Source organism: Sporosarcina sp. A2 (assembly GCF_050858885.1).
Taxonomy (GTDB): Bacteria; Bacillota; Bacilli; order Bacillales_A; family Planococcaceae; genus Sporosarcina.
This window is the reverse complement of record NZ_CP193898.1, coordinates 1,816,568-1,837,744: the sequence shown is the minus strand read 5'-3', so window position 1 is coordinate 1,837,744 and position 21,177 is coordinate 1,816,568. Positions and strand designations below refer to the sequence as shown.

Genomic DNA, 21,177 nt, shown 5'->3' with positions numbered 1-21,177 from the left:
ATTGCGAATGCAATTCTTTATATAATGGGGGAATTAGAAATTGAAAAGACAAATCATTGACACAATTGAACGCTATTCAACAATCATCATTCATAGACATGTACGACCAGATCCAGACGCATTTGGGTCTCAAGTAGGCTTGAAGAAACTAATTGAAGCGAACTATCCAGATAAGAAAGTCTATGCAACTGGCAGTGACGATGGACAGCTAGCGTTTCTAGCAAAACAAGACGTCATCCCTGATGAGCTTTATGATGGTGCGTTAGTGATTGTCACCGATACTGCCAATACAGAACGGGTAGATGGACAGGTTTATAAAAAAGGAAGTTTCATCGTTAAGATTGACCACCATCCAAATGTGGATCCTTATGGTGATGTATTATGGGTAGATACTGATGCAAGTTCGTGTTCTGAAATGATTTTCGGGTTATATGCAGAAGGAAACGCATACAAAGGATGGACGCTTCCTGATGAGTCCGCTCGTTTGTTGTTCGCTGGTATTGTTGGAGATACAGGACGCTTCATGTACCCAAGTGCGACCGGTAAAACATTTGAAGTCGCGAGTGAATTGATCAAATACAATTTTGACCGTCAGCAGATTTTTGCGGGCATGTACGAAGTGGAACGGAACTTATTGCATTTGCAAGGATATGTGTACCAGAACTTCACGATTGATGAGAATGGTGCTGCCTACATCAAGCTAACGCAAGAAATCCTTGAACAGTTTAATGTGAAGGCTGAAGAAACGTCTTCGCTCGTTAGCTCACTAGGCGATGTTAAAGGTATCCGTGCGTGGCTGATTTTTGTAGAAGAAAGCGACCAGATTCGTGTTCGATTGCGATCTAAAGGTGTCGTCATCAACGAATTGGCAGCTGAATATGCTGGAGGTGGACACCCGCTTGCTGCAGGGGCGTCTGTGAAGTCGTGGGAAGAAGCCGATGAAGTCATTGAGAAAGTACAACAATTATGTGCGCGTAACTAGTGAATGGAGGGATAGACAATGAAGCTTGTTTATCCGCAAATCATAACGGGAGCCGACCTACTGAACGGCATTATAAAACTAGATCGCTTGGCTCCTCTTCTGCAAAGAAGAGGGGCTGTTTCCGTTGCAATCGTGAACTCGACGTTGTCAGGAGTCCGTTCGTTCTGGAAAGTGATGATGAAGTACGGAATACATCCAGTAATTGGTTTGTCGGTGAAAATTGAACTCACAACTGGAGAGACACCGTTATGTTATATCTATGCAAACAATGAACAAGGTTTTCGTCAATTAATGAAAGTTAGCAGTGCGGCTGCGACTAAAGAACCTAGTACTTTGCCTGAAAAATGGTTGAAATCGTATACGGCAAATTGCACCGTTGTTTTCCCGCTCACGGATCCCTCGTGGAATACTATCCGAACTGAAGAAACCCTTCGCCATGTAACCGCGCTTTGTTCTACGCCGCAAATATATATAGGAATAGCTCGTCCGCAAGGGGTTCTTCACCCGGAGGAAGAGATGATTGAACAACTGGCTAATACAGCGAATCTCTCTATTTTGGCATGTAGTGAAGCTAGGTTCATCGACCCTGAGGATTCGTTTAGTTATGAAACTGCACAAGCAATACGAGATGGATACAAACTGAATGACCCAGAGCGACCGCAAAATATACATACAAACTCGTATGTACCCGAACAACATCAGTTGGAGGAATGGTTTGCTGGGAAAGAACAGTGGCTCGAATATTCTGTAGAGATGCTTCTTTCTTGTAACGTACAACTACCTGAAAAACAGTTACTCATGCCGAAATTCCCTGTCGGAGCGCATGAGACTGTTGCACAAGTGCTGGAACAGAATTGCCGGATTGGGTTACAACACAGGCTTGGTACGTTGTCACCGTCTTACGAAGAACGCCTTCGCTATGAACTCCACGTCATAGGAGAAATGGGTTATGCTGATTACTTTCTGATCGTGCAAGATTTCATCATGTATGCAAGGCAGCAAGATATTGAAGTCGGACCTGGACGTGGATCCTCTGCTGGGTCCCTCGTTGCGTATTCACTCGGAATCACTGCAGTGGATCCATTGAAATACGGACTAATCTTTGAGCGCTTTTTAAATATTAGTAGAGTGACCATGCCAGATATCGATGTCGATTTTGCAGATACGCGACGAATGGAAGTCGTTGAGTACGTTGCTGAAAAGTATGGGAAAGCACATGTCGCTCAAATTATTACTTTCGGCACCCTAACTGCAAAATCCGTGGCGCGCAACACGGCAAGAGTTTTCGGATTCAGCAGCGAGGAACTTACTCGTATATCAAAGTTGTTAACGGAAGCACCCGGAAATACGTTACAAGAGAAGGTCGGTCAATCACCTACGTTGCAAAATTGGATTGAAAGTGATGAAGTCCATGCTAAGTGGTACACAGCATCACTTGCTTTAGAAGGATTACCTAGAAATGCTTCCACTCATGCTGCAGGTGTTATTTTATCGCCAATACCACTAGTCGAAACGGTACCGTTACAAAGTGGGGGAGACTCGATTTACTTAACACAATGGGCGATGAATGACGCTGAAGAAGCGGGACTGTTGAAAATGGACTTCCTAGGTTTACGGAATCTCACGTTACTCGACAGAATTCGTAAAATGATTCGCTACGAGACTGAAGAGAATTTTGAGTTAGATGCGATTCCTCTTCAAGACGAACGGACATTTGAGTTATTCAGGCAAGGGGACATGCTAGGGATCTTTCAATTTGAGTCACCGGGAATGCGAAAGGCATTACGTGAGATTGCTCCAGATACATTTGGAGATATATACGCCATCAATGCCTTATATCGTCCGGGACCTATGGAGAATATCCCGTTATATAGTAAGCGGAAAAAGGGGAAGGCACCGATTGCCTACATGCACCCAGCGCTTGAACCGATTTTGAAAGAGACATATGGCATCATTGTTTATCAAGAACAAATCATGCAAATTGCCGTGCAAATTGCCGGCTTCACAATGGGAGAAGCTGATTTGTTAAGGCGAGCTATTAGTAAAAAGAAGCGAGATATACTCATGCAAGAGCGAGTCCACTTTACAGAGAGTGCCGAACGGAACGGATTCCCGGCTCATATCGCAGGGGATATTTATGAGCTCATTGTAAAGTTCGCGGATTATGGATTCCCGAAAAGCCATGCGGTGGCCTATTCGTTGATTTCATACCAACTTGCTTACTTAAAAGCGAACAAACCGGAATACTTCTATGCAGGCTGTTTGTCTGTGTTAGCAGGTTCCCCTGAGAAAACTTCGGAATTTATGCGGGAAATTCGATCGAAAGGCATTTCTATTTTAGGTCCGTCAATCACGAAGAGCAAATGGTCTGCAACGACTGATGATGGCTCCATTCGTCTCGGTTTAAGTGCTGTAAAAGGTATCAGCTATTCTTTTTATACAGTTCTAAAACAATCGCGCGAGCAACACCCGTCTGTAAAAACGTTATTTGACCTATCTGTTGCAGTTGGAGCAGAAAATTTCAGCGAAAAAACAATTCCACCACTTGTGAAGTCTGGTACTTTGGATGAATTCGGTCAGAAGCGTGAGGTGTTGCTTGCGACAATCGATGCGGCTCGAAAGCATGCTTTGTATGTGCGACCGACAGAGGGACAAGATTTGTTTGCTGGAATGATGAAAGGGATGGCGAGTCCTAAATACAGCCCAGGTGGGACTATGACAGACATGCAGCGACTTGAGTATGAAAAAGAAACATTGGGCTTCTATTTGTCAGAACACCCAATTGCCTCTTTTAAAAAGACATTGTCGATTCCTGTCAGTACGATTGCCGATGCACTTGAACGAACGGTAAGAACGAATGTAACACTTGCCGGCATGCTCATAGATATAAAACGTATTCGTACAAAAAAAGGAGAAGCCATGGCTTTTCTCGAATTACAAGACGAGACTGGCGAGATTTCATGTACGTTATTTCCAAAGCCTTATTCTATTGCTAGTAGTGAGTTAAAGGATCAGGCATTGTTAGTATTGAAGGGAACTGTGGAAGTTAGAAATGGACAGCCCCAACTTGTTGTGCAAGAACTGATGAAACACGAATAATCTTCTATTCATTGGACATAAAGGTTGTAAAACAGTCGATATATATAGCCAGTTTCGGTGTTATTCGAATCAGATTGCCAGATATCACTTTACGGAATGCCCTCTTTTTTGTATGCTTATATAGTAAAGTGGTCAGACCACTTAAGAATGTAGCGTAAAAGGAGTTTGGACATGGAAAATACTCCTCCATCATCGAAACGATTTCTCGATATTGTTTCCGACTTGCGTACCATCATTAAAGAAGAAGGGGCAGTCGTAGGTGACAAATTGCCCTCTGAGCGTGTACTTGCAGATCGATTACAAGTCGGTAGGTCTACGATTCGTGAAGCTCTTCGGAGTCTAGAACTTCTTGGACTTATTGAAACTAGAAGAGGTGAAGGGACGTTTCTTGCTGACTACAAAAAGCATCAATTGGTAGAGATTCTGTCGACATTTATTATGCAGAATCCTCAATCGGTACGCTCTGTAGAAGTTACGCGTCGTATTCATGAGAAAGCGGCGATTGAATGTGTCTCAGAAAATCCGGAACTTAGAAAGCTGCCAATATGGACTAGTTTTTTAACCAAATTAGAAGGAACTGAACCGGTAGTCAGAGAAGAGCTGTTGCAAGAAATCCTTGTGGTTTCAGAGAACCGCTTGTCTTTGAAAATTTGGTTTTTGTTAAAACAATATAGTCGGGTCCCGTTCCATGTAGCGATGGCAGATCACGAAAAACAGATTGTATCGAAGCTGCTGAATGAGATAATAAGCGGTAACAGTCAACAAGCCGTGGCGCGGTATATGGATTGGCTCGACATTGTTAATGGTGAAAGAAGGGGCGAACAAGAATGCTAAGGGACCTATTTACGAATGTGAAAAAACAGCAGGCAATCATGCCGAATGCGAAGTCTAAAAACGACGTACCTGAAGGGATTATGACTAAATGTCCAGAGTGTAAGCATGTTGAACCGACTAAAGAATTAGGCAAACTTCTTAAGGTTTGTCCTAAATGTGATTTCCATTTCAAAATGACAGCACATGAGCGGATCGATTCGTTAATGGACGAAGGGACATTTGTATCGATGGACGATCATTTAGTCACTGAAAACCCATTAGAATTCCCTGCATATATGGCAAAGGTAACGAAAGATGCTGAGAAAACAGGCTTAAATGAAGCGGTACTTACAGGAACAGGAAAGATTGATGGGAACACTGTTGCCATCGCTGTAATGGATCCTCATTTCCGCATGGGATCGATGGGCTCTGTAGTTGGAGAAAAGATTACGAGAGCTGTTGAAAAAGCGACAGAACTTGGTATTCCAATTCTGATCTTTTCAGCGAGTGGAGGTGCGCGGATGCAAGAAGGGGTTCTATCCCTCATGCAAATGGCGAAAACGAGTGTGGCATTGAACCGACACGCTGAAGCGGGTCTTTTATATATTTCGATCATGACGTATCCAACAACTGGTGGTGTCTCTGCGAGTTTTGCCTCAGTTGGCGACATTAATCTGGCAGAACCGAAAGCATTGATTGGTTTTGCGGGTCGTCGTGTCATTGAACAAACTGTACGTGAAAAGTTACCAGAAGACTTCCAAACAGCAGAGTTCCTACTTGAGCATGGTCAGTTGGATGCAGTCATCCACCGGGTCGACTTGCAAGATGTGCTTTCTCGCATTATCCGACTTCATACGAAGGGGGAAATGGTACAATGAAGAAAACGATGTCATTTGAAGAACCAATTATAAAATTACGTGAAAAGATTCAAGAATTAAAAGAGTTTACCGAAACTAACGAAGTCGACTTGTCTGATGAAATCCGGAATTTAAACGACCGCTTAGTCAAACTTGAAAACGATATTTATGGAAATATGGAGACATGGGAACGTGTGCAAGTAGCCCGTCATCCTGAGCGTCCAACAACTTATGACTATATTGGCGAATTAATCGAAGACTTCATCGAATTGCACGGTGATCGTTCGTTCGGCGACGATGCTGCCATTGTTGGAGGAATTGGTTTCTTTGAAGGAGAAGCTGTTACCGTTATTGGTCATCAGCGTGGTAAAACTACAAAAGAGAACGTTAAACGTACATTCGGCATGCCACATCCTGAAGGATATCGGAAAGCATTGCGCCTTATGAAACAAGCTGAAAAATTCCGTAGACCGATTATCTGCCTGATTGACACAAAAGGTGCTTATCCAGGTAGAGCGGCTGAGGAACGTGGACAAAGTGAAGCGATTGCTCGCAATCTTGTAGAGATGGCAAGTCTCACGGTTCCAGTCATTTCGATTGTTATTGGCGAAGGAGGAAGTGGTGGAGCACTCGCTTTAGGCGTTGCGAACCGGATTTATATGCTGGAGCACTCGACCTATTCCGTTATTTCTCCTGAAGGTGCTGCAACGATTTTGTGGAAAGATGCAGCGTACGCAAAAGAAGCGGCCGAGGCAATGAAAATCACCGCACCGGATTTGTTTGAGATGGATATCATTGATGGAATCATTCCAGAAGTATTAGGCGGTGGACACCGTGATCCTAAACAACAAGCTCAAGAGATGAAAACAATACTAATAAGTGCACTAAGCGAGTTGAATACATTGGATTCCGAATCACTGGTACAAGATCGTTATGATAAATTCCGGAAAATCGGTGTATTTACGGAGTAATCTAAATGGTACGATTTAGTAGTAAGGAGGAGTTTTCTGATGAGAAAAATCGCTGTGTTGACAAGTGGCGGAGACGCTCCAGGTATGAATGCAGCTGTCCGCGCGGTTGTGCGGAAAGCGATATATGAAGGTATGGATGTAGCGGGTGTCTTCAATGGCTATCAAGGATTGATCGACGGTAAAATTGAATTGCTTCAACTCGGTTCCGTAGGAGATATTATCCAAAGAGGCGGTACCATGCTTCGTTCTGCGAGATGTCCTGAATTCACAACGGTGGAAGGACGAGAAAAAGCACTAAAACAAATTAAGTTGAATGAGATTGAAGGGGTAGTAGTGATTGGAGGAGATGGGTCTTTCAGAGGCGCATTAGAGCTTTCAAAACTAGGCATTCCGTGTGCTTGTGTACCTGCTACCATTGACAATGACATTAACGGAACTGACTTTACAATTGGCTTCGATACAGCTTTGAATACCGTAATTGACGCGATAGACAAAATTCGTGATACGGCAACTTCCCATGAGCGGACTTTCATCATTGAAGTGATGGGGCGTAATGCAGGAGATTTAGCTCTTTGGGCAGGTCTTGCTGGCGGTGCAGAGACCATACTAATACCTGAAGAACCTTATGATCTACCGGATATTGTAGATCGTTTGAATCGCGGGACGCATCGTGGTAAAAAGCATAGTATTATTATTGTTGCAGAAGGAGTCATGTCAGCGTCTGTGTTAGCCGAGAAGCTGAACTCTTCTGAAGAAGGAATTGATACACGAGTGTCCGTATTAGGGCATATACAGCGTGGAGGGTCCCCTTCAGCACGCGATCGTGTCCTAGCGAGTCAATTCGGTGCTCGAGCAGTTGAAGCGTTGAAAAATGGCAAACACACTACTGCGATTGGCATGAAAAATCATCATGTAGTGGAATATGATTTGGCACGTGTATTCGAAGGTGATTCTGAATTTGATAAAGACATGTACACACTCTCTCAAGAATTATCTATCTAATGGAACTCAGCGAAAAGGAAGTGTCTGATACAATGAGAAAAACTAAAATCGTTTGTACGATTGGTCCGGCAAGTGAATCACCTGAACTACTTGAACAACTTATAGATGCGGGCATGAACGTCGCACGTCTGAACTTCTCACACGGCGACCATGACGAGCATCTTCAACGCATTAAAGCAATTCGTAAAGCTGCAAAATCGAAACAGAAGACTGTTGGAATTTTGTTGGATACAAAAGGTCCCGAAATCCGTACGCATACGATGGAAAACGGCCTAATCGAATTGCAGGCAGGTCAGCATATTGACGTGTCTATGCATGAAGTGGTTGGTACAAAAGAACGCTTCTCAATCACATATGACCAGTTAATCCATGATGTAGATCCGGACGATACGATTTTACTTGACGATGGACTTGTCATGTTAAAAGTTCTTGGTAAAAACCTTGCTGAAGGTTTGATCCACACAGAAATCATGAATGCTGGGGAATTGAAAAACAAAAAAGGTGTCAATGTTCCAGGCGTTTCGGTACAACTTCCCGGGATAACGGACAAAGACAAACAAGATATCTTATTCGGTATCGAGCAAGGCATCGATTTTGTTGCAGCTTCGTTTGTACGTCGTGCAGAAGACGTATTAGAGATTCGTGAACTATTAGAGAAAAACAACGGTTCTGCAATTCATATCATTCCTAAAATTGAGAACCAAGAAGGTGTCGATAACATCGATACGATTATTGAAGTATCAGATGGACTCATGGTTGCCCGCGGTGACCTTGGAGTTGAAATCCCACCTGAAGAAGTTCCTGTCATTCAAAAGCAACTAATTAATAAATGTAACCAGGCAGGAAAACCTGTCATTACAGCTACTCAAATGCTAGATTCGATGCAACGTAACCCACGCCCAACACGTGCGGAAGCAAGTGATGTCGCGAATGCTATCTTCGACGGAACAGATGCAATCATGCTATCAGGTGAAACTGCAGCTGGTTTATATCCAGTCGAGTCTGTAGAGACAATGGTTCGTATCGCAAACAAAATCGAAGAATCTTTCGACTATCGTTCATTCATTTCTACGCGTCGTAGAGAAAAACACGGTAATTTGACAGATGCAATTGGACAAGCTGCTGCTTATACAGCGATCAATTTAAAAGTGAAAGCTGTTATTGCTCCGACTGAAAGTGGAACGACAGCACGTATGATTGCAAAATATCGACCAGGTTGCCCAATTATTGCAGTTACATCATCTGAGCAAGTAGCTCGAAGACTGTCACTCGTATGGGGAGCGTATCCGATTGTAGGAAACGGAGTGAGTTCGATTGACTCGATTTTGGAAGTTTCTGTTGAAGAGAGCGTAAAACATAAGTACGTTACACACGGAGATGTTGTGATCATCACTGCAGGTGTTCCTGTAGGAGAGGCGGGCACAACGAACCTTATGAAGATCCACGTTATCGGTGATTTGCTAGCAAAAGGACAAGGTATTGGTAAGTCTGTTGCTTATGGACGTGCAATTGTAGCGCGAAGTGCAGCTGAAGCTGAAGCTTACGATATGGAAGGTGCAATCCTCGTGACGCATTCTACCGATCGTGATATGCTCCCTGTACTTGAAAAGTGTGCTGGCTTAATTACAGAAGAAGGCGGGTTAACTAGTCACGGTGCTATCGTAGGTTTGAATTTAGGAATCCCGGTGATTGTTGGTGTGAAAAACGCGACAGAAATCATTAAGCACGATAAAGAAATCACCATGGACGCTGAAACTGGTGTTATTTATAAAGGTCATGCTAAAGTCTTATAACACAAAAACCGCTTCCTGAACTTTAGGAAAGCGGTTTTTCTCGAAATGGAGGCAATTTTATGAAATGGTTAGTACTCCTGTTTTTGGTCGTGCCTGCAAGTGAACTAACATTGCTCCTTGTGGCAGGTAACCAGTTAGGCGTTATGCCAACGATTTCCATTATTCTCCTTACTGGAATAGGTGGAGCATATATGGCAAAGAGACAAGGATTTCGTGCAATCGTGGAATTTAGGGAACGTATGGCAGCAGGGGATGCCCCCGGCCCACCGATAATTGATGGACTTTGTATTCTCGCCGGTGGCTTACTGTTGCTCATCCCCGGTTTCATAACCGATATTATTGGTGTGCTGTTGCTATTCAGCTGGCCGAGAAAGATACTTCGTCCATTCATTATCCGTCAAATTTATAATAAGATGAAAAAAGGAACGTTGATCATCCGGTAAATTTCGGGTGATGTCTTATTTTCATAGCGGTGAACAACAGGAAAGGTGTCAGTAAAATTCCTGGTAATCCGAATAAGTAGAACGAACTGGCTGTTATGAGAAATGCATGGATAGGCTTAACTCGGAACGTAGATGCCCACAAATAGGATTCTGCAAGTTGACGCGTGATGAGTGTTAAAATATAGAGCATCAGTAATGCAGAACCGAAAATATAATTTCCTGTATAAAAATAAAAAAGAATCATCGGTATGAGGAACAAACCTGTCCCTAAGAGTGGTAAGCTATCTGCTAGTGATATTAGAAAAGCGGTTCCAATAGGTGCAGTGAAGGACAGTGAAAAAAATCCGATTAGCAATAAAAGAAACGTGACACAAAATAATCGTGCTTCAATTGAGATGAAATGACCGATCAGTTCTCCTGATTTCTTAAACAACTTATGTGCTTGGCGGCGCATGGACGTTGGAAAGTAGACGAGAAACCAGAATCGGTCTTTTCCTGTTTCGCGAAGAGCAAAGAAGAAGGCGACCAGGAAGATGAAGACTGTGAGTACTTGTTGAAATAGCACACCAGTAAATGTAACAGTATGTTCAATTAAACTATGACCCGCTGTAAATACGTTCTCTTTTAAGAAAGTGATGGCAACGCCTGACCAATCCTGATTTCCGGTGTACGGTTCTAAGTGACGTTCTGCAACAGGTAATGTATCGATTAACCCTTGCACCGCCATTGAGAAGATCCCGACAACTACACTTAAAATAACAAGCATCGCAAGTAGTGTTGAAAGAGTGCGCGGGAATCGAAATATGTCGTGAAAAATACGAACGACAGGTGCTGCAAAATAGGCAAGAATAATGGCAATACCTGCTGGGGGAACCGTAAATAGAAAAATTGCTCCAATGACTCCTGGGATGAGAGGTACTATATATTCTTTAAAAAAGGTAGCGGTACTCCACTTTTTAATAGAAATTCACTCCGATTCACTAGTTTTCCTGGAAATCGTATGCATTTTCATTCACAAAACAGACAAAGTTGATTATAATGAATTTTGTAAGCGTTTTTAGACGGAAACAATATTAGCAGATCAGCCGAACACCTCAACTAACAATAGACGGTTGACTAACGGCTACTGACTGAAGGAGAGAGTTTCATGACATCTACTAAAGGTTTAGAAGGAATTGTAGCGACACAGTCCGCAATCAGTTCAATCATCGATGATACCCTTACATACGTCGGGTACGACATTGACGATCTTGCAAATAATGCGAGTTTCGAGGAAGTAGTCTATCTTCTCTGGCACCAACGTCTTCCAAAAGAAGAGGAGCTTGCTGAATTGAAGCAGCAGCTTGCGGATAACATGTCCGTGCCTGAAGAAGTGCTCGCTCATTTCAAAACGTATCCTATCAAAGACGTACACCCAATGGCAGCATTGCGTACAGCAATCTCCCTTCTAGGGTTATATGACGAGAAAGCTGAAGATATGTCCAAAGAGGAAAACTACTTAAAAGCAATTAAGCTACAAGCTAAAATTGCAACAGTAGTCACTGCATTTGCACGAATCCGTAAAGGACTCGAGCCTGTAGCTCCTGACACAACACTTGGATATGCAGCAAACTTCCTTTACATGATGAATGGCGAAAAGCCTGAAGATATCGAAGTAGAAGCGTTCGACAAAGCACTTGTCTTGCACGCAGACCATGAGTTGAATGCATCGACGTTTACAGCACGTGTATGTGTTGCGACATTGTCAGATATGTATTCCGGTGTAACTGCTGCAATTGGAGCACTTAAAGGCCCATTGCATGGCGGTGCAAACGAACAAGTAATGAAGATGCTAATGGAAATTGGCAGTGAAGACAAAGTGGACGAGTATATCCACGAAAAGCTTGCAAACAAAGAAAAAATCATGGGCTTTGGTCACCGTGTTTACCGTAAAGGCGACCCACGTGCGAAGCATCTACGCGAAATGTCTGAAAAACTGACTGAACTTCGTGGAGAAGGCAAGTACTTCCGCATGTCCGAAGCGATTGAGAAAATCGTCACAGGTGAGAAGAAATTACCGCCAAACGTTGATTTTTATTCGGCATCGGTATATCATTCACTTGGGATTGATCATGATTTATTTACTCCGATTTTTGCAGTTTCCCGAATTTCTGGATGGATTGCACACATTCTCGAGCAGTATGAGAACAACCGCCTGATTCGTCCTCGTGCAGAGTACATCGGACCGGACATGCAAAAGTATGTACCAATCGACCAACGCTAACAAGCAAAAATCTTTGGGACGGTATACAAGTATACCGGCCCTATACTTATGACTTTGGGAGGAATTTATAATGGCTAACGAAGGTAAAATTACAGTAACAAACGGTGTCTTAAACGTTCCAGATCACGCAACTATTCCATACATCATCGGTGACGGTACAGGTCCTGATATTTGGTATGCAGCTTCACGCGTTCTCGAAACAGCGGTAGATAAAGCATATGATGGAAAACGCAAAATCGAGTGGTTAGAAGTATTAGCTGGTGAAAAAGCATTCAACGAAACTGGCGAATGGCTACCACAAGCTACACTTGACACAATCGATGAATACCTAATTGCGATTAAAGGTCCTTTGACTACACCAATCGGTGGAGGATTCCGTTCATTGAACGTAGCACTTCGTCAGGAACTCGATCTTTACACATGCTTGCGTCCAGTTCGTTACTTCGAAGGAGTTCCTTCACCTGTAAAACGTCCTGAAGACTGTGACATGGTCATCTTCCGTGAAAACACAGAAGATATCTATGCAGGAATTGAGTACAAAGAAGGTTCGGATGAAGTTAAAAAAGTTATCAAGTTCTTGCAGGAAGAAATGAACGTTAAAAACATCCGTTTCCCTGAAACTTCAGGTATCGGTATCAAGCCAGTTTCTGAAGAAGGAACTAAGCGTCTTGTCCGTGGTGCATTAAACTATGCAATCACTGAGGGCCGTAAGTCATTGACACTTGTTCACAAAGGTAACATCATGAAGTTCACTGAAGGCGCATTCAAGAACTGGGGATATGAAGTGGCTGAGCAAGAATTCGGCGACAAAGTATTCACATGGAACGAATACGACCGTATCAAAGAAGAATCAGGTACAGATGCTGCAAATAAAGCGCAATCAGACGCTGAAGCTGCAGGCAAAATCATCGTAAAAGATTCTATCGCTGATATCTTCCTTCAACAGATTTTGACACGTCCAAAAGAATTTGACGTTGTTGCAACGATGAACTTGAACGGTGACTATGTATCAGATGCACTTGCAGCACAAGTTGGCGGAATTGGTATCGCACCAGGCGCTAACATCAACTACGACTCAGGTCACGCGATCTTCGAAGCTACTCATGGTACAGCACCGAAGTATGCAGGTCTTGACAAAGTGAACCCATCATCACTTCTTCTTTCAGGCGTTATGATGCTTGATCACCTTGGCTGGACTGAAGCTGCTGAGATGATTACGAAGTCAATTGAAAAAACAATCGCTTCTAAAGTTGTTACGTATGACTTCGCTCGCTTGATGGATGGCGCTACAGAAGTGAAAACTTCTGAGTTCGCTGATGAGCTTATCAAAAACCTTTAAGTTTACAATAGGTACTCTACAGGTACTCCATAAGTAAGGAACAAAAAGCAGAGCCTCAATCAGAGCCTCTGCTTTTTGTTTATATAAAAATAGTATAACTGTGTTGATATCACTACAGACTGGCGCTCTCCTAGGGGCTCGATCTCAGCAAAGCGAACAAAGAAGAGTTCGCTTGGCCGTATTTCTGCGTTCTTTGCGGAAATTAAGGCTTCAGCCCTTCCAGGGTCTTCGATCTTCGCGTATCCCTAAGGAGTCGCCGTCTTTCGTTACAATCAACGAGACCTCTTGTAATAAGTAACCACATTGAAGAAAATCAAATTCACAAGATCAAATCTGAAAGGGAGTTTTACTATGTCTATGAATCGTAAAAAAGTTTCTGTGATTGGATCTGGATTTACGGGAGCGACGACTGCGTTTATGCTTGCTCAGAAAGAATTATGTGACGTCGTATTAGTCGATATCCCGAATATGGAGAACTCGACGAAAGGGAAGGCACTCGACATGCTAGAAGCGAGCCCTATACAAGGCTTTGATGCTTCCATTATTGGTACTGCAGACTATGCAGATACGAAAGACTCTGACGTTGTCGTCATCACAGCGGGTATCGCACGAAAGCCAGGTATGAGCCGAGACGACCTTGTGCAGACCAACCAAAAAGTGATGAAAGCGGTAACTGCTGAAATCGTTAAACACTCACCAAATACAACTATTTTGGTTCTCACCAACCCAGTCGATGCGATGACCTATACAGTCTACAAAGAATCAGGACTCCCGAAAGAACGCGTCATCGGACAATCAGGCGTTCTAGATACAGCGCGTTTTCGGACATTTGTTGCTCAGGAATTGAATGTATCCGTAAAAGATGTCTCTGGTTTTGTGCTCGGTGGCCATGGCGATGATATGGTGCCTCTCGTTCGATATTCATCAGTCGGTGGTGTACCGTTGGATACCTTAATCTCCTCAGAATGCATCGAAGAGATCGTTGAGCGTACTCGTAAAGGTGGGGCTGAGATTGTAAACCTACTTGGAAATGGTTCAGCCTATTATGCACCAGCAGCTTCTCTCGTAGAAATGACAGAAACTATCTTGAAAGACCAGAAACGAATCATTCCTGCGATTGCTTATCTCGAAGGGGAATTCGGGATGAATGGAATTTACTTAGGGGTTCCGACGATACTTGGAAAAGGCGGGATTGAGCGTATTCTTGAGCTGGAACTAACTGACGAAGAAAAACAAGCACTGTTGAAATCAGCAGACTCTGTAAAAGCAGTCATGCAAGTGCTTGTTTAATAAGTTTAAAAATCGAGTAGTGATTGAGTCGCTACTCGATTTTTTGTTGAACTATGATAAACTTTAAAGAAGCACGTAAGAACCAATTAGGGGGGACTTTTTTTGATACTTGGTAAAAAAAGAAGAGTTGGACGAGGAATTCATGATATTAAGGTTGGAGAAAAGCTTAAACTGACTGAAAAAATTGAAGATAGGGATTTACTATTGTACTTAGGATTGACGAATGATCCAAATCCAATTTATATTCAGCACGATTTTGCTTCGCAAACAGATGTTCAAAAACCAATTGTGCCGACGCTTATGCTGACTGGAATCATCACTTCAGCTATTTCAAAATATTTACCTGGCCCCGGTTCTTATATTCTCGGTCAACATTTAGATTTTCCTGTGCCCGTGTATCATTATGAAACAGTGAATATCTTACTGGAAGTAACAGAAGTCCATGTTGAAGACAATCAAATAACTATTCAGGTTAATGCGACAAACGAATCTGGAAAGCCAACGGTTATCGGGTTTGTTACTGTCGCAGCTCCTGAATTAAAAGACCAACAATTGACTTCTCAATCATTGGATAATTTTTAATATGGATATAGCTGAAAAAATAACAACAAAAACAATTATGATTGTAGAAGACGATCCTTCGATTTGTACACTAATAGACTATAATTTAAAGCAAAATGGGTACCATACAATTATTGCAACGAACGGATTGGAAGCGTTAGAAGTCGCTACTGAAAGTAAGCCAGATCTCATCTTGTTAGACATTATGCTGCCAGGGATGGATGGAATTGATATTTGTCAAAACTTAAGACAACGAAAGATTGACACACCTATTATTATGCTCACGGCAAGAAGTGAAGAAACTGATAAAGTCTTAGGTCTAGAAATCGGTGCGGATGATTACATGACCAAGCCCTTTAGTCCTCGTGAATTGACTGCACGTGTAAAAGCTGTGTTACGTAGAGTAAATACTGTCAGTCAACCGAGTGACAGTATTAGTATCAATGGATTGACTGTGCACTTAGATCGTTACCAGACAGATCTGAATGGAAAACAACTGGAGTTTACACCGAAGGAATTTGAATTACTCGTTCATCTTATGAAACATAAAAATCGGGTACTCTCTCGAGATCAGTTACTTCAAGCTGTATGGAATTATGACTTTAGTGGAGATACTCGCATTGTAGATGTCCATATCAGTCATTTGCGCGACAAGATTGAGGAAGATTCGAAAAAACCACGGTCCATTAAAACTGTGCGTGGAATCGGATATAAGTTCGAGGAGTTTTCATGAGAAAAGAAGGTCATACCTATCGGATTCTACTTACAACTAGTGCTACACTAGTTGTCTTTTCCATTGTTTTGTGGATTGTCATCAGTCAATTTTTTAACATAGTAGACATGAATACGGATCCTGCGTTGGTCAAGAAATTCCTATTCTATTTAACAGGAGTAATCATCCTTTTTCTAGCACTTAGCTTATTTACACTATCTCGGATCATCTATCACTTCACGAAGCCTGTTGACGAATTAACACTCGTTGCACGGAAGCTTGCTGCTGGAGATTATAAAGCTCGAACGAGTGTAAGTGAATTCAAAGATCTTGGTAATTTAGCGCTTTCTATTAACCAAATTGCACGAAATGGACAAGAAGCTAAAATCGAACGATCTATGGAAAAAGAGCGACTTAAAACCCTCATTGAAAGTATTGGCAGCAGTCTACTAATGCTTGGTCGAGGGGGAACAGTCAATTTGATGAACGGAGTCTTTGCCCAAACATTCAATGCATCCGCTCGAGATTCAATTGGGAAATCCTATAAAGAGATTGGATTACCAGCAGTAGCAGAAAAGTTAATAGAAGATGTTTTCTTGTCTGAACAAGTTCACGAAAGACAAATTCGAGTTAAACAAGAAAACGGACCGCTTAGTTTAACAGTTTATGGTGCACCTGTTATCGGTCGGCATGGCAATTGGCTAGGGATTATTGTTGTTTTTCATGACATTTCTAAGATTATTCAGTTGGAAGAAGTACGAAAAGATTTCGTTGCGAACGTGTCTCACGAATTGAGAACCCCAGTTACTTCAATAAAAGGGTTTGCTGAGACCTTATTAGATGGGGCTCTATCGGATCCAGTCATTTCGCGAGACTTCATCTCCATTATTGAAAAAGAGAGTGGTAGGTTACATTCTATAGTGACAGATCTCTTGGAACTTTCGGGTATTGAGCAGGATGGGTTTACGTTGAATGTTACTGAAGTCGATGCCACTTATACAATTAGAGAAGCTATACAACTGGTTTCAGGAAAGCTTGCAGAGAAGCAAATGGTCATCGAGTTTGAAAGTCTCGATCATTTACTATTGGAAGCTGATAGTAGCCGCCTTATGCAAGTGCTCGTCAATCTGTTGAGTAATGCAATTGCCTATTCGAAGCTAGGGACGACTATTCGGATTCGTGGAACTGTTGAGGAGGATTTCGTTGTCATCGCAATAGCGGATGAAGGCATCGGGATTGAAAAGGATAAAATCCCCCGACTCTTTGAACGGTTCTATCGCGCTGATTTAGCAAGAAGTCGTGAATCGGGCGGGACAGGATTAGGTTTAGCAATCGTGAAGCATTTAATCGAAGCTCATCACGGTACGATTTGGGTAGAAAGTGAACTGAATCAAGGATCTGAGTTTTTCATGAAACTCCCAATACGCCAACACATATAAGCAATAGGTTTACAGTGGACCACGTCGTTTTCATTTCATCCTGCCCCCGTGGTAAGATGGAGGGAGACGACGTTTTTTTATGAAGGAGTGGACAAGCTACGTGACGACTAAAAAAATTGTATTATTGGACGGAAACAGTTTGGCATATCGCGCATTTTTTGCTTTACCCTTATTGACGAATGACAATGGAGTTCATACAAATGCAGTTTATGGATTCACGATGATGCTACAAAATATCTTAAAAGAAGAACAGCCGACCCATGTACTCGTTGCTTGGGATGCTGGAAAGACTACATTCCGTCATAGTACGTTCAGTGAATATAAAGGAGGGCGCCAAAAAACGCCACCAGAACTATCTGAACAATTCCCGTATTTGCGTAGATTATTAAAAGCATTCAACATTCCGCAATACGAACTGGATAACTTTGAAGCGGATGATATTATCGGAACGTTGAGTCGCGCTGCAAATGAAGAAGCAGTAAAAACGGTTGTTATTTCTGGAGATAAAGACCTTACCCAACTAGCAACGGATTCAACGACTGTATGTATTACGCGTAAAGGAATTACTGACATGGAAATGTATACACCTGCCCATATCGAAGAGAAGTACGGAATTGCACCCCTTCAGATTATCGATATGAAGGGCCTAATGGGTGATGCATCTGATAACATTCCAGGGGTACCAGGTGTTGGGGAAAAGACGGCGTTGAAGTTGTTGAAAGAATATGGATCTGTTGAGCACGTGTATGAATCTCTTGATGAGATAAGTGGTAAAAAGTTGAAAGAAAACCTAACAAACAATGAAGAACAAGCATATATGAGTAAGCAACTGGCGACGATCGAAGTGAATGCTCCGATTACAATTGGACTTTCTGATCTTTCTTATGAGGGACCGGATGAAGAAGAGCTTACTATGTTGTACAAGGAATTAAAGTTCACAACGCTGCTTGAAAAGATGGGCGTGGAAGGACCGGAATTAGAGCCAGTGGAAGCCATTGATGTCGAAACGAAGCACACAGTAACCGATGCTGATCTTTCTGATGAGATGGCAGTTCAATTAGAGATGATGGATGACAATTATTTAACGTCGGACTTATTTGGACTGGCGATGACTAACGGCGAAAACGTATTTTACGTGCCAATGAACGACTTGAAACAGAGCGACACATTAAAAAAATGGCTCGCGAATCCGGAGACTAAGAAATTTACAACAGATGCGAAAGCTCTTTTTGCGGCAATGGCGGCAATCGACATCTCAGTAATAGGCATCGATTTCGACTTGACTCTTGCAGCGTATATCATAAATCCATCTTTGTCATTTGACGATGTCTCTGAAGCGGCTGCATCAGTAGGATGGAATGGAATCGAGAAAGACGAAAAGATCTATGGTAAAGGCGCGAAAAAAGCTGTTCCTACTGATGAGGTTCTTGCACAACATGCTGGTACAAAAGCGGTTGCTGTCTGGAATTTATATCAATCCGTTTCCGAAAAACTTAGAGAAAACGAGCAATACGATCTGTATCATAGTTTAGAATTACCACTTGCGAAAATTCTAGGGAAAATGGAATCTACCGGTGTGAAAACGGATTTGGACACGTTACAAACAATCGGTACAGAATTGACGGGCCGCCTCGAGCACCTCGAAGCAACCATCTATGAACTAGCGGGTCAGCCATTCAACATCAATTCACCGAAGCAGCTAGGTGTCATCCTCTTTGAAAAAATCGGATTAACCCCTATTAAGAAAACTAAAACAGGTTATTCCACCGCTGCAGATGTGTTGGAAAAGTTAGCGCCAGAGCATGAAATCATTGAACATATTTTGTTATACCGTCAATTAGGGAAATTGAAATCCACATATATCGATGGTTTATCGAAAGAAATCCATAAGGACGGAAAGATTCATACTCGTTTCCAACAAGCGTTAACGCAAACAGGTCGGTTAAGTTCGATTAACCCGAACTTGCAAAACATCCCAATCCGTTTGGAAGAAGGACGCAAAATCCGCGCTGCATTTGTGCCTTCAGAGCCGAACTGGATTATGTTCGCAGCGGATTATTCACAAATTGAACTTCGCGTACTTGCTCATATTTCGCAAGACGAAAAACTGATCGAAGCATTCCGTGCAGGGGAAGATATTCATACGAAAACGGCGATGGATGTATTCGGTGTTCCTAAAGAAGAAGTCACGTCCAATATGCGCCGGGCGGCGAAAGCCGTAAACTTCGGTATTGTGTATGGCATTAGTGACTATGGTCTATCACAAAGTTTGGACATTCCGAGAAAAGAAGCTGCTGAATTTATCGACACGTACCTTTCCAGTTTTCCGGGAGTCAAACAGTATATGGATGACATCATAGTTGATGCGAAAAAACGAGGGTTTGTCTCAACTCTAATGAATCGTCGACGTTATTTACCGGACATCACAAGTTCCAACTTTAACTTGCGTGGATTTGCTGAAAGAACGGCCATGAATACACCGATCCAAGGGACGGCTGCAGATATTATTAAGAAAGCAATGATCGACATGGACAAACGTCTGGAATCAGAAGGGCTACAAGCGCGCATGCTCTTACAAGTCCATGACGAACTGATTTTTGAAGCCCCTGCAGAAGAACTTGAACGATTGAAGATCATCGTGCCGGATGTGATGGAATCTGCATTGGAATTGGATGTTCCTTTGAAAGTAGATTCTGCATTTGGAGCAAGTTGGTACGAAACGAAGTGAGGGAAGTATTATGCCAGAATTACCGGAAGTAGAAGGAGTGGTTCGCTCGCTAGCACCTATAGCGAGTGGCCGTACAATCCGTTCTGTTACAATTTCTGAAACAGTGGCAGTTTCTAAAGCGGCTGGGAAAGAAGCGATTGTGAAAGGTCATTCTGTTGAACAATTTTCTTCTGAACTTGCTGACTACACGATTGAGGCTGTCACGAGACGTAGTAAATATATCTATTTTCATCTCATCAAAGAAGGTAGGTGCCGACTTCTCGTTAGCCATTTAGGGATGACGGGAGCTTGGTTCGTTGTTAATGCAATTAGCGAAATACGGGAGCAGAAGTTCCGCACGCACATTCATGCGATATTTCATCTCGAGGATGGTGGGCTTCTAGTCTATTCAGATATTCGACGTTTTGGGGAACTTCGTCTACTTACGTGTGAAGAAGATCATGTCCCACTTACTTTGATGGCACCTGAGCCGTTTGATGCGGATGCGGAAGAATTTTTTATCCACAAATCAGCTCAAGAAAAGTATGCGAAAAGACCAATTAAAGAAGTGATCATGGATGGCCAAGTTATTTCGGGGTGTGGCAATATTTACGCTACCGAAGCTTTGTTCAGGATGGGTATCCATCCTAAGCGGGCAGCAGGTCGGATTAGTCATTCTAAAAAGCAACAACTATTCCGCGAAATTGTCACGGTATTAGATGAAAGCATTCAAGCAGGGGGGAGCTCGATTTCTGATTACCGAAATATAAATGGTGAGGCAGGGTCGATGCAAGATCGGCTGAAAATGTATGGACAGAAAGTCTGTCCGAATTGCGGGCAAGAGACCGCTTCTATTCAAATTGCCAATCGTACTTCGACGTACTGTAAAAAATGTCAGCATTAACG

The 21,177-nt window shown here is 42.6% G+C and carries 17 protein-coding genes; 16 read left to right on the top strand and 1 reads right to left on the bottom strand.

Annotated features, from left to right (window positions below; all coding sequences use genetic code 11):
* Positions 1-40: 40 nt before the first annotated feature.
* The 8 genes from ACRPI0_RS09125 to ACRPI0_RS09090 all read left to right on the top strand — a co-directional run bounded on the left by ACRPI0_RS09125 (position 41) and on the right by ACRPI0_RS09090 (position 9,960).
* Positions 41-982 carry a DHH family phosphoesterase gene (locus tag ACRPI0_RS09125; RefSeq protein WP_432352219.1) on the top strand — a complete coding sequence of 314 codons (942 nt, stop codon included), beginning with the start codon at positions 41-43 and terminating at the stop codon, positions 980-982.
* Positions 983-1,000: 18 nt separating this feature from the next.
* Positions 1,001-4,081 (top strand): DNA polymerase III subunit alpha, encoded by a 3,081-nt coding sequence (locus ACRPI0_RS09120; protein WP_432352217.1) that lies wholly within the window; start codon positions 1,001-1,003, stop codon positions 4,079-4,081.
* A gap of 171 nt (positions 4,082-4,252) precedes the next feature.
* Positions 4,253-4,915 carry a FadR/GntR family transcriptional regulator gene (locus tag ACRPI0_RS09115; RefSeq protein WP_432352215.1) on the top strand — a complete coding sequence of 221 codons (663 nt, stop codon included), beginning with the start codon at positions 4,253-4,255 and terminating at the stop codon, positions 4,913-4,915.
* Positions 4,909-5,772, top strand: a complete 864-nt coding sequence (gene accD / locus ACRPI0_RS09110; protein ID WP_432352213.1) for an acetyl-CoA carboxylase, carboxyltransferase subunit beta — start codon at positions 4,909-4,911, stop codon at positions 5,770-5,772. Before ACRPI0_RS09115 ends, accD begins: the two co-directional genes overlap by 7 nt.
* The gene (locus tag ACRPI0_RS09105) at positions 5,769-6,722 is read left to right on the top strand and encodes an acetyl-CoA carboxylase carboxyltransferase subunit alpha (RefSeq protein ID WP_432352211.1); all 954 of its coding nucleotides are present in this window, start codon (positions 5,769-5,771) and stop codon (positions 6,720-6,722) included. Before accD ends, ACRPI0_RS09105 begins: the two co-directional genes overlap by 4 nt.
* 39 nt (positions 6,723-6,761) lie before the next feature.
* Complete coding sequence (pfkA, locus tag ACRPI0_RS09100) at positions 6,762-7,724, top strand: 6-phosphofructokinase (RefSeq protein ID WP_432352209.1); 963 nt, start codon at positions 6,762-6,764, stop codon at positions 7,722-7,724.
* 32 nt (positions 7,725-7,756) lie between these two features.
* The gene (gene pyk / locus ACRPI0_RS09095; protein WP_432352207.1) at positions 7,757-9,517 is read left to right on the top strand and encodes a pyruvate kinase; all 1,761 of its coding nucleotides are present in this window, start codon (positions 7,757-7,759) and stop codon (positions 9,515-9,517) included.
* 59 nt (positions 9,518-9,576) lie between these two features.
* Positions 9,577-9,960: an FxsA family protein gene (locus tag ACRPI0_RS09090; RefSeq protein WP_432352205.1), complete on the top strand. Its 384-nt coding sequence runs from the start codon at positions 9,577-9,579 to the stop codon at positions 9,958-9,960.
* Here ACRPI0_RS09090 and ACRPI0_RS09085 read toward each other — a convergent pair.
* Positions 9,950-10,810 carry an AI-2E family transporter gene (locus ACRPI0_RS09085; protein ID WP_432355918.1) on the bottom strand — a complete coding sequence of 287 codons (861 nt, stop codon included), beginning with the start codon at positions 10,808-10,810 and terminating at the stop codon, positions 9,950-9,952. The genes ACRPI0_RS09090 and ACRPI0_RS09085 overlap by 11 nt on opposite strands.
* Before the next feature lie 297 nt (positions 10,811-11,107).
* Between ACRPI0_RS09085 and citZ the strand changes: the two genes are divergently transcribed.
* The 8 genes from citZ (at position 11,108) to mutM (ending at position 21,175) form a co-directional block, all read left to right on the top strand.
* Complete coding sequence (citZ, locus tag ACRPI0_RS09080; RefSeq protein ID WP_432352203.1) at positions 11,108-12,223, top strand: citrate synthase; 1,116 nt, start codon at positions 11,108-11,110, stop codon at positions 12,221-12,223.
* 70 nt (positions 12,224-12,293) lie between these two features.
* A complete protein-coding gene (gene icd / locus ACRPI0_RS09075) occupies positions 12,294-13,562 on the top strand; it encodes an NADP-dependent isocitrate dehydrogenase (RefSeq protein WP_432352201.1) in 1,269 nt (422 codons plus the stop codon).
* A 351-nt stretch (positions 13,563-13,913) separates the two neighbouring features.
* A complete protein-coding gene (mdh, locus tag ACRPI0_RS09070) occupies positions 13,914-14,852 on the top strand; it encodes a malate dehydrogenase (RefSeq protein ID WP_432352199.1) in 939 nt (312 codons plus the stop codon).
* A gap of 102 nt (positions 14,853-14,954) precedes the next feature.
* A complete protein-coding gene (locus tag ACRPI0_RS09065; protein ID WP_432352198.1) occupies positions 14,955-15,434 on the top strand; it encodes a MaoC/PaaZ C-terminal domain-containing protein in 480 nt (159 codons plus the stop codon).
* A 1-nt stretch (position 15,435) separates the two neighbouring features.
* Positions 15,436-16,146, top strand: coding sequence for a response regulator (locus tag ACRPI0_RS09060; RefSeq protein WP_432352197.1), 711 nt, complete (start codon positions 15,436-15,438; stop codon positions 16,144-16,146).
* Positions 16,143-17,564 carry a two-component system histidine kinase PnpS gene (gene pnpS / locus ACRPI0_RS09055; protein WP_432352195.1) on the top strand — a complete coding sequence of 474 codons (1,422 nt, stop codon included), beginning with the start codon at positions 16,143-16,145 and terminating at the stop codon, positions 17,562-17,564. The genes ACRPI0_RS09060 and pnpS overlap by 4 nt, the downstream gene beginning before the upstream one ends.
* A gap of 79 nt (positions 17,565-17,643) precedes the next feature.
* Entirely contained in the window at positions 17,644-20,292 is a 2,649-nt protein-coding gene (gene polA, locus ACRPI0_RS09050; protein ID WP_432352194.1) for a DNA polymerase I, read from the top strand.
* A gap of 10 nt (positions 20,293-20,302) precedes the next feature.
* The gene (mutM, locus tag ACRPI0_RS09045; RefSeq protein ID WP_432352193.1) at positions 20,303-21,175 is read left to right on the top strand and encodes a bifunctional DNA-formamidopyrimidine glycosylase/DNA-(apurinic or apyrimidinic site) lyase; all 873 of its coding nucleotides are present in this window, start codon (positions 20,303-20,305) and stop codon (positions 21,173-21,175) included.
* Positions 21,176-21,177: the final 2 nt, after the last annotated feature.

What these genes read in the sequence shown, in the direction of transcription:
- mdh (WP_432352199.1), top strand. Translation starts at nt 13,914, where the DNA reads ATGTCTATGAATCGTAAAAAAGTTTCTGTGATTGGATCTGGATTTACG.
- ACRPI0_RS09060 (WP_432352197.1), top strand. Translation starts at nt 15,436, where the DNA reads ATGGATATAGCTGAAAAAATAACAACAAAAACAATTATGATTGTAGAA.
- pfkA (WP_432352209.1), top strand. Translation starts at nt 6,762, where the DNA reads ATGAGAAAAATCGCTGTGTTGACAAGTGGCGGAGACGCTCCAGGTATG.
- pyk (WP_432352207.1), top strand. Translation starts at nt 7,757, where the DNA reads ATGAGAAAAACTAAAATCGTTTGTACGATTGGTCCGGCAAGTGAATCA.
- ACRPI0_RS09105 (WP_432352211.1), top strand. Translation starts at nt 5,769, where the DNA reads ATGAAGAAAACGATGTCATTTGAAGAACCAATTATAAAATTACGTGAA.
- pnpS (WP_432352195.1), top strand. Translation starts at nt 16,143, where the DNA reads ATGAGAAAAGAAGGTCATACCTATCGGATTCTACTTACAACTAGTGCT.
- citZ (WP_432352203.1), top strand. Translation starts at nt 11,108, where the DNA reads ATGACATCTACTAAAGGTTTAGAAGGAATTGTAGCGACACAGTCCGCA.
- accD (WP_432352213.1), top strand. Translation starts at nt 4,909, where the DNA reads ATGCTAAGGGACCTATTTACGAATGTGAAAAAACAGCAGGCAATCATG.
- ACRPI0_RS09115 (WP_432352215.1), top strand. Translation starts at nt 4,253, where the DNA reads ATGGAAAATACTCCTCCATCATCGAAACGATTTCTCGATATTGTTTCC.
- ACRPI0_RS09120 (WP_432352217.1), top strand. Translation starts at nt 1,001, where the DNA reads ATGAAGCTTGTTTATCCGCAAATCATAACGGGAGCCGACCTACTGAAC.
- polA (WP_432352194.1), top strand. Translation starts at nt 17,644, where the DNA reads ATGAAGGAGTGGACAAGCTACGTGACGACTAAAAAAATTGTATTATTG.
- mutM (WP_432352193.1), top strand. Translation starts at nt 20,303, where the DNA reads ATGCCAGAATTACCGGAAGTAGAAGGAGTGGTTCGCTCGCTAGCACCT.
- ACRPI0_RS09090 (WP_432352205.1), top strand. Translation starts at nt 9,577, where the DNA reads ATGAAATGGTTAGTACTCCTGTTTTTGGTCGTGCCTGCAAGTGAACTA.
- icd (WP_432352201.1), top strand. Translation starts at nt 12,294, where the DNA reads ATGGCTAACGAAGGTAAAATTACAGTAACAAACGGTGTCTTAAACGTT.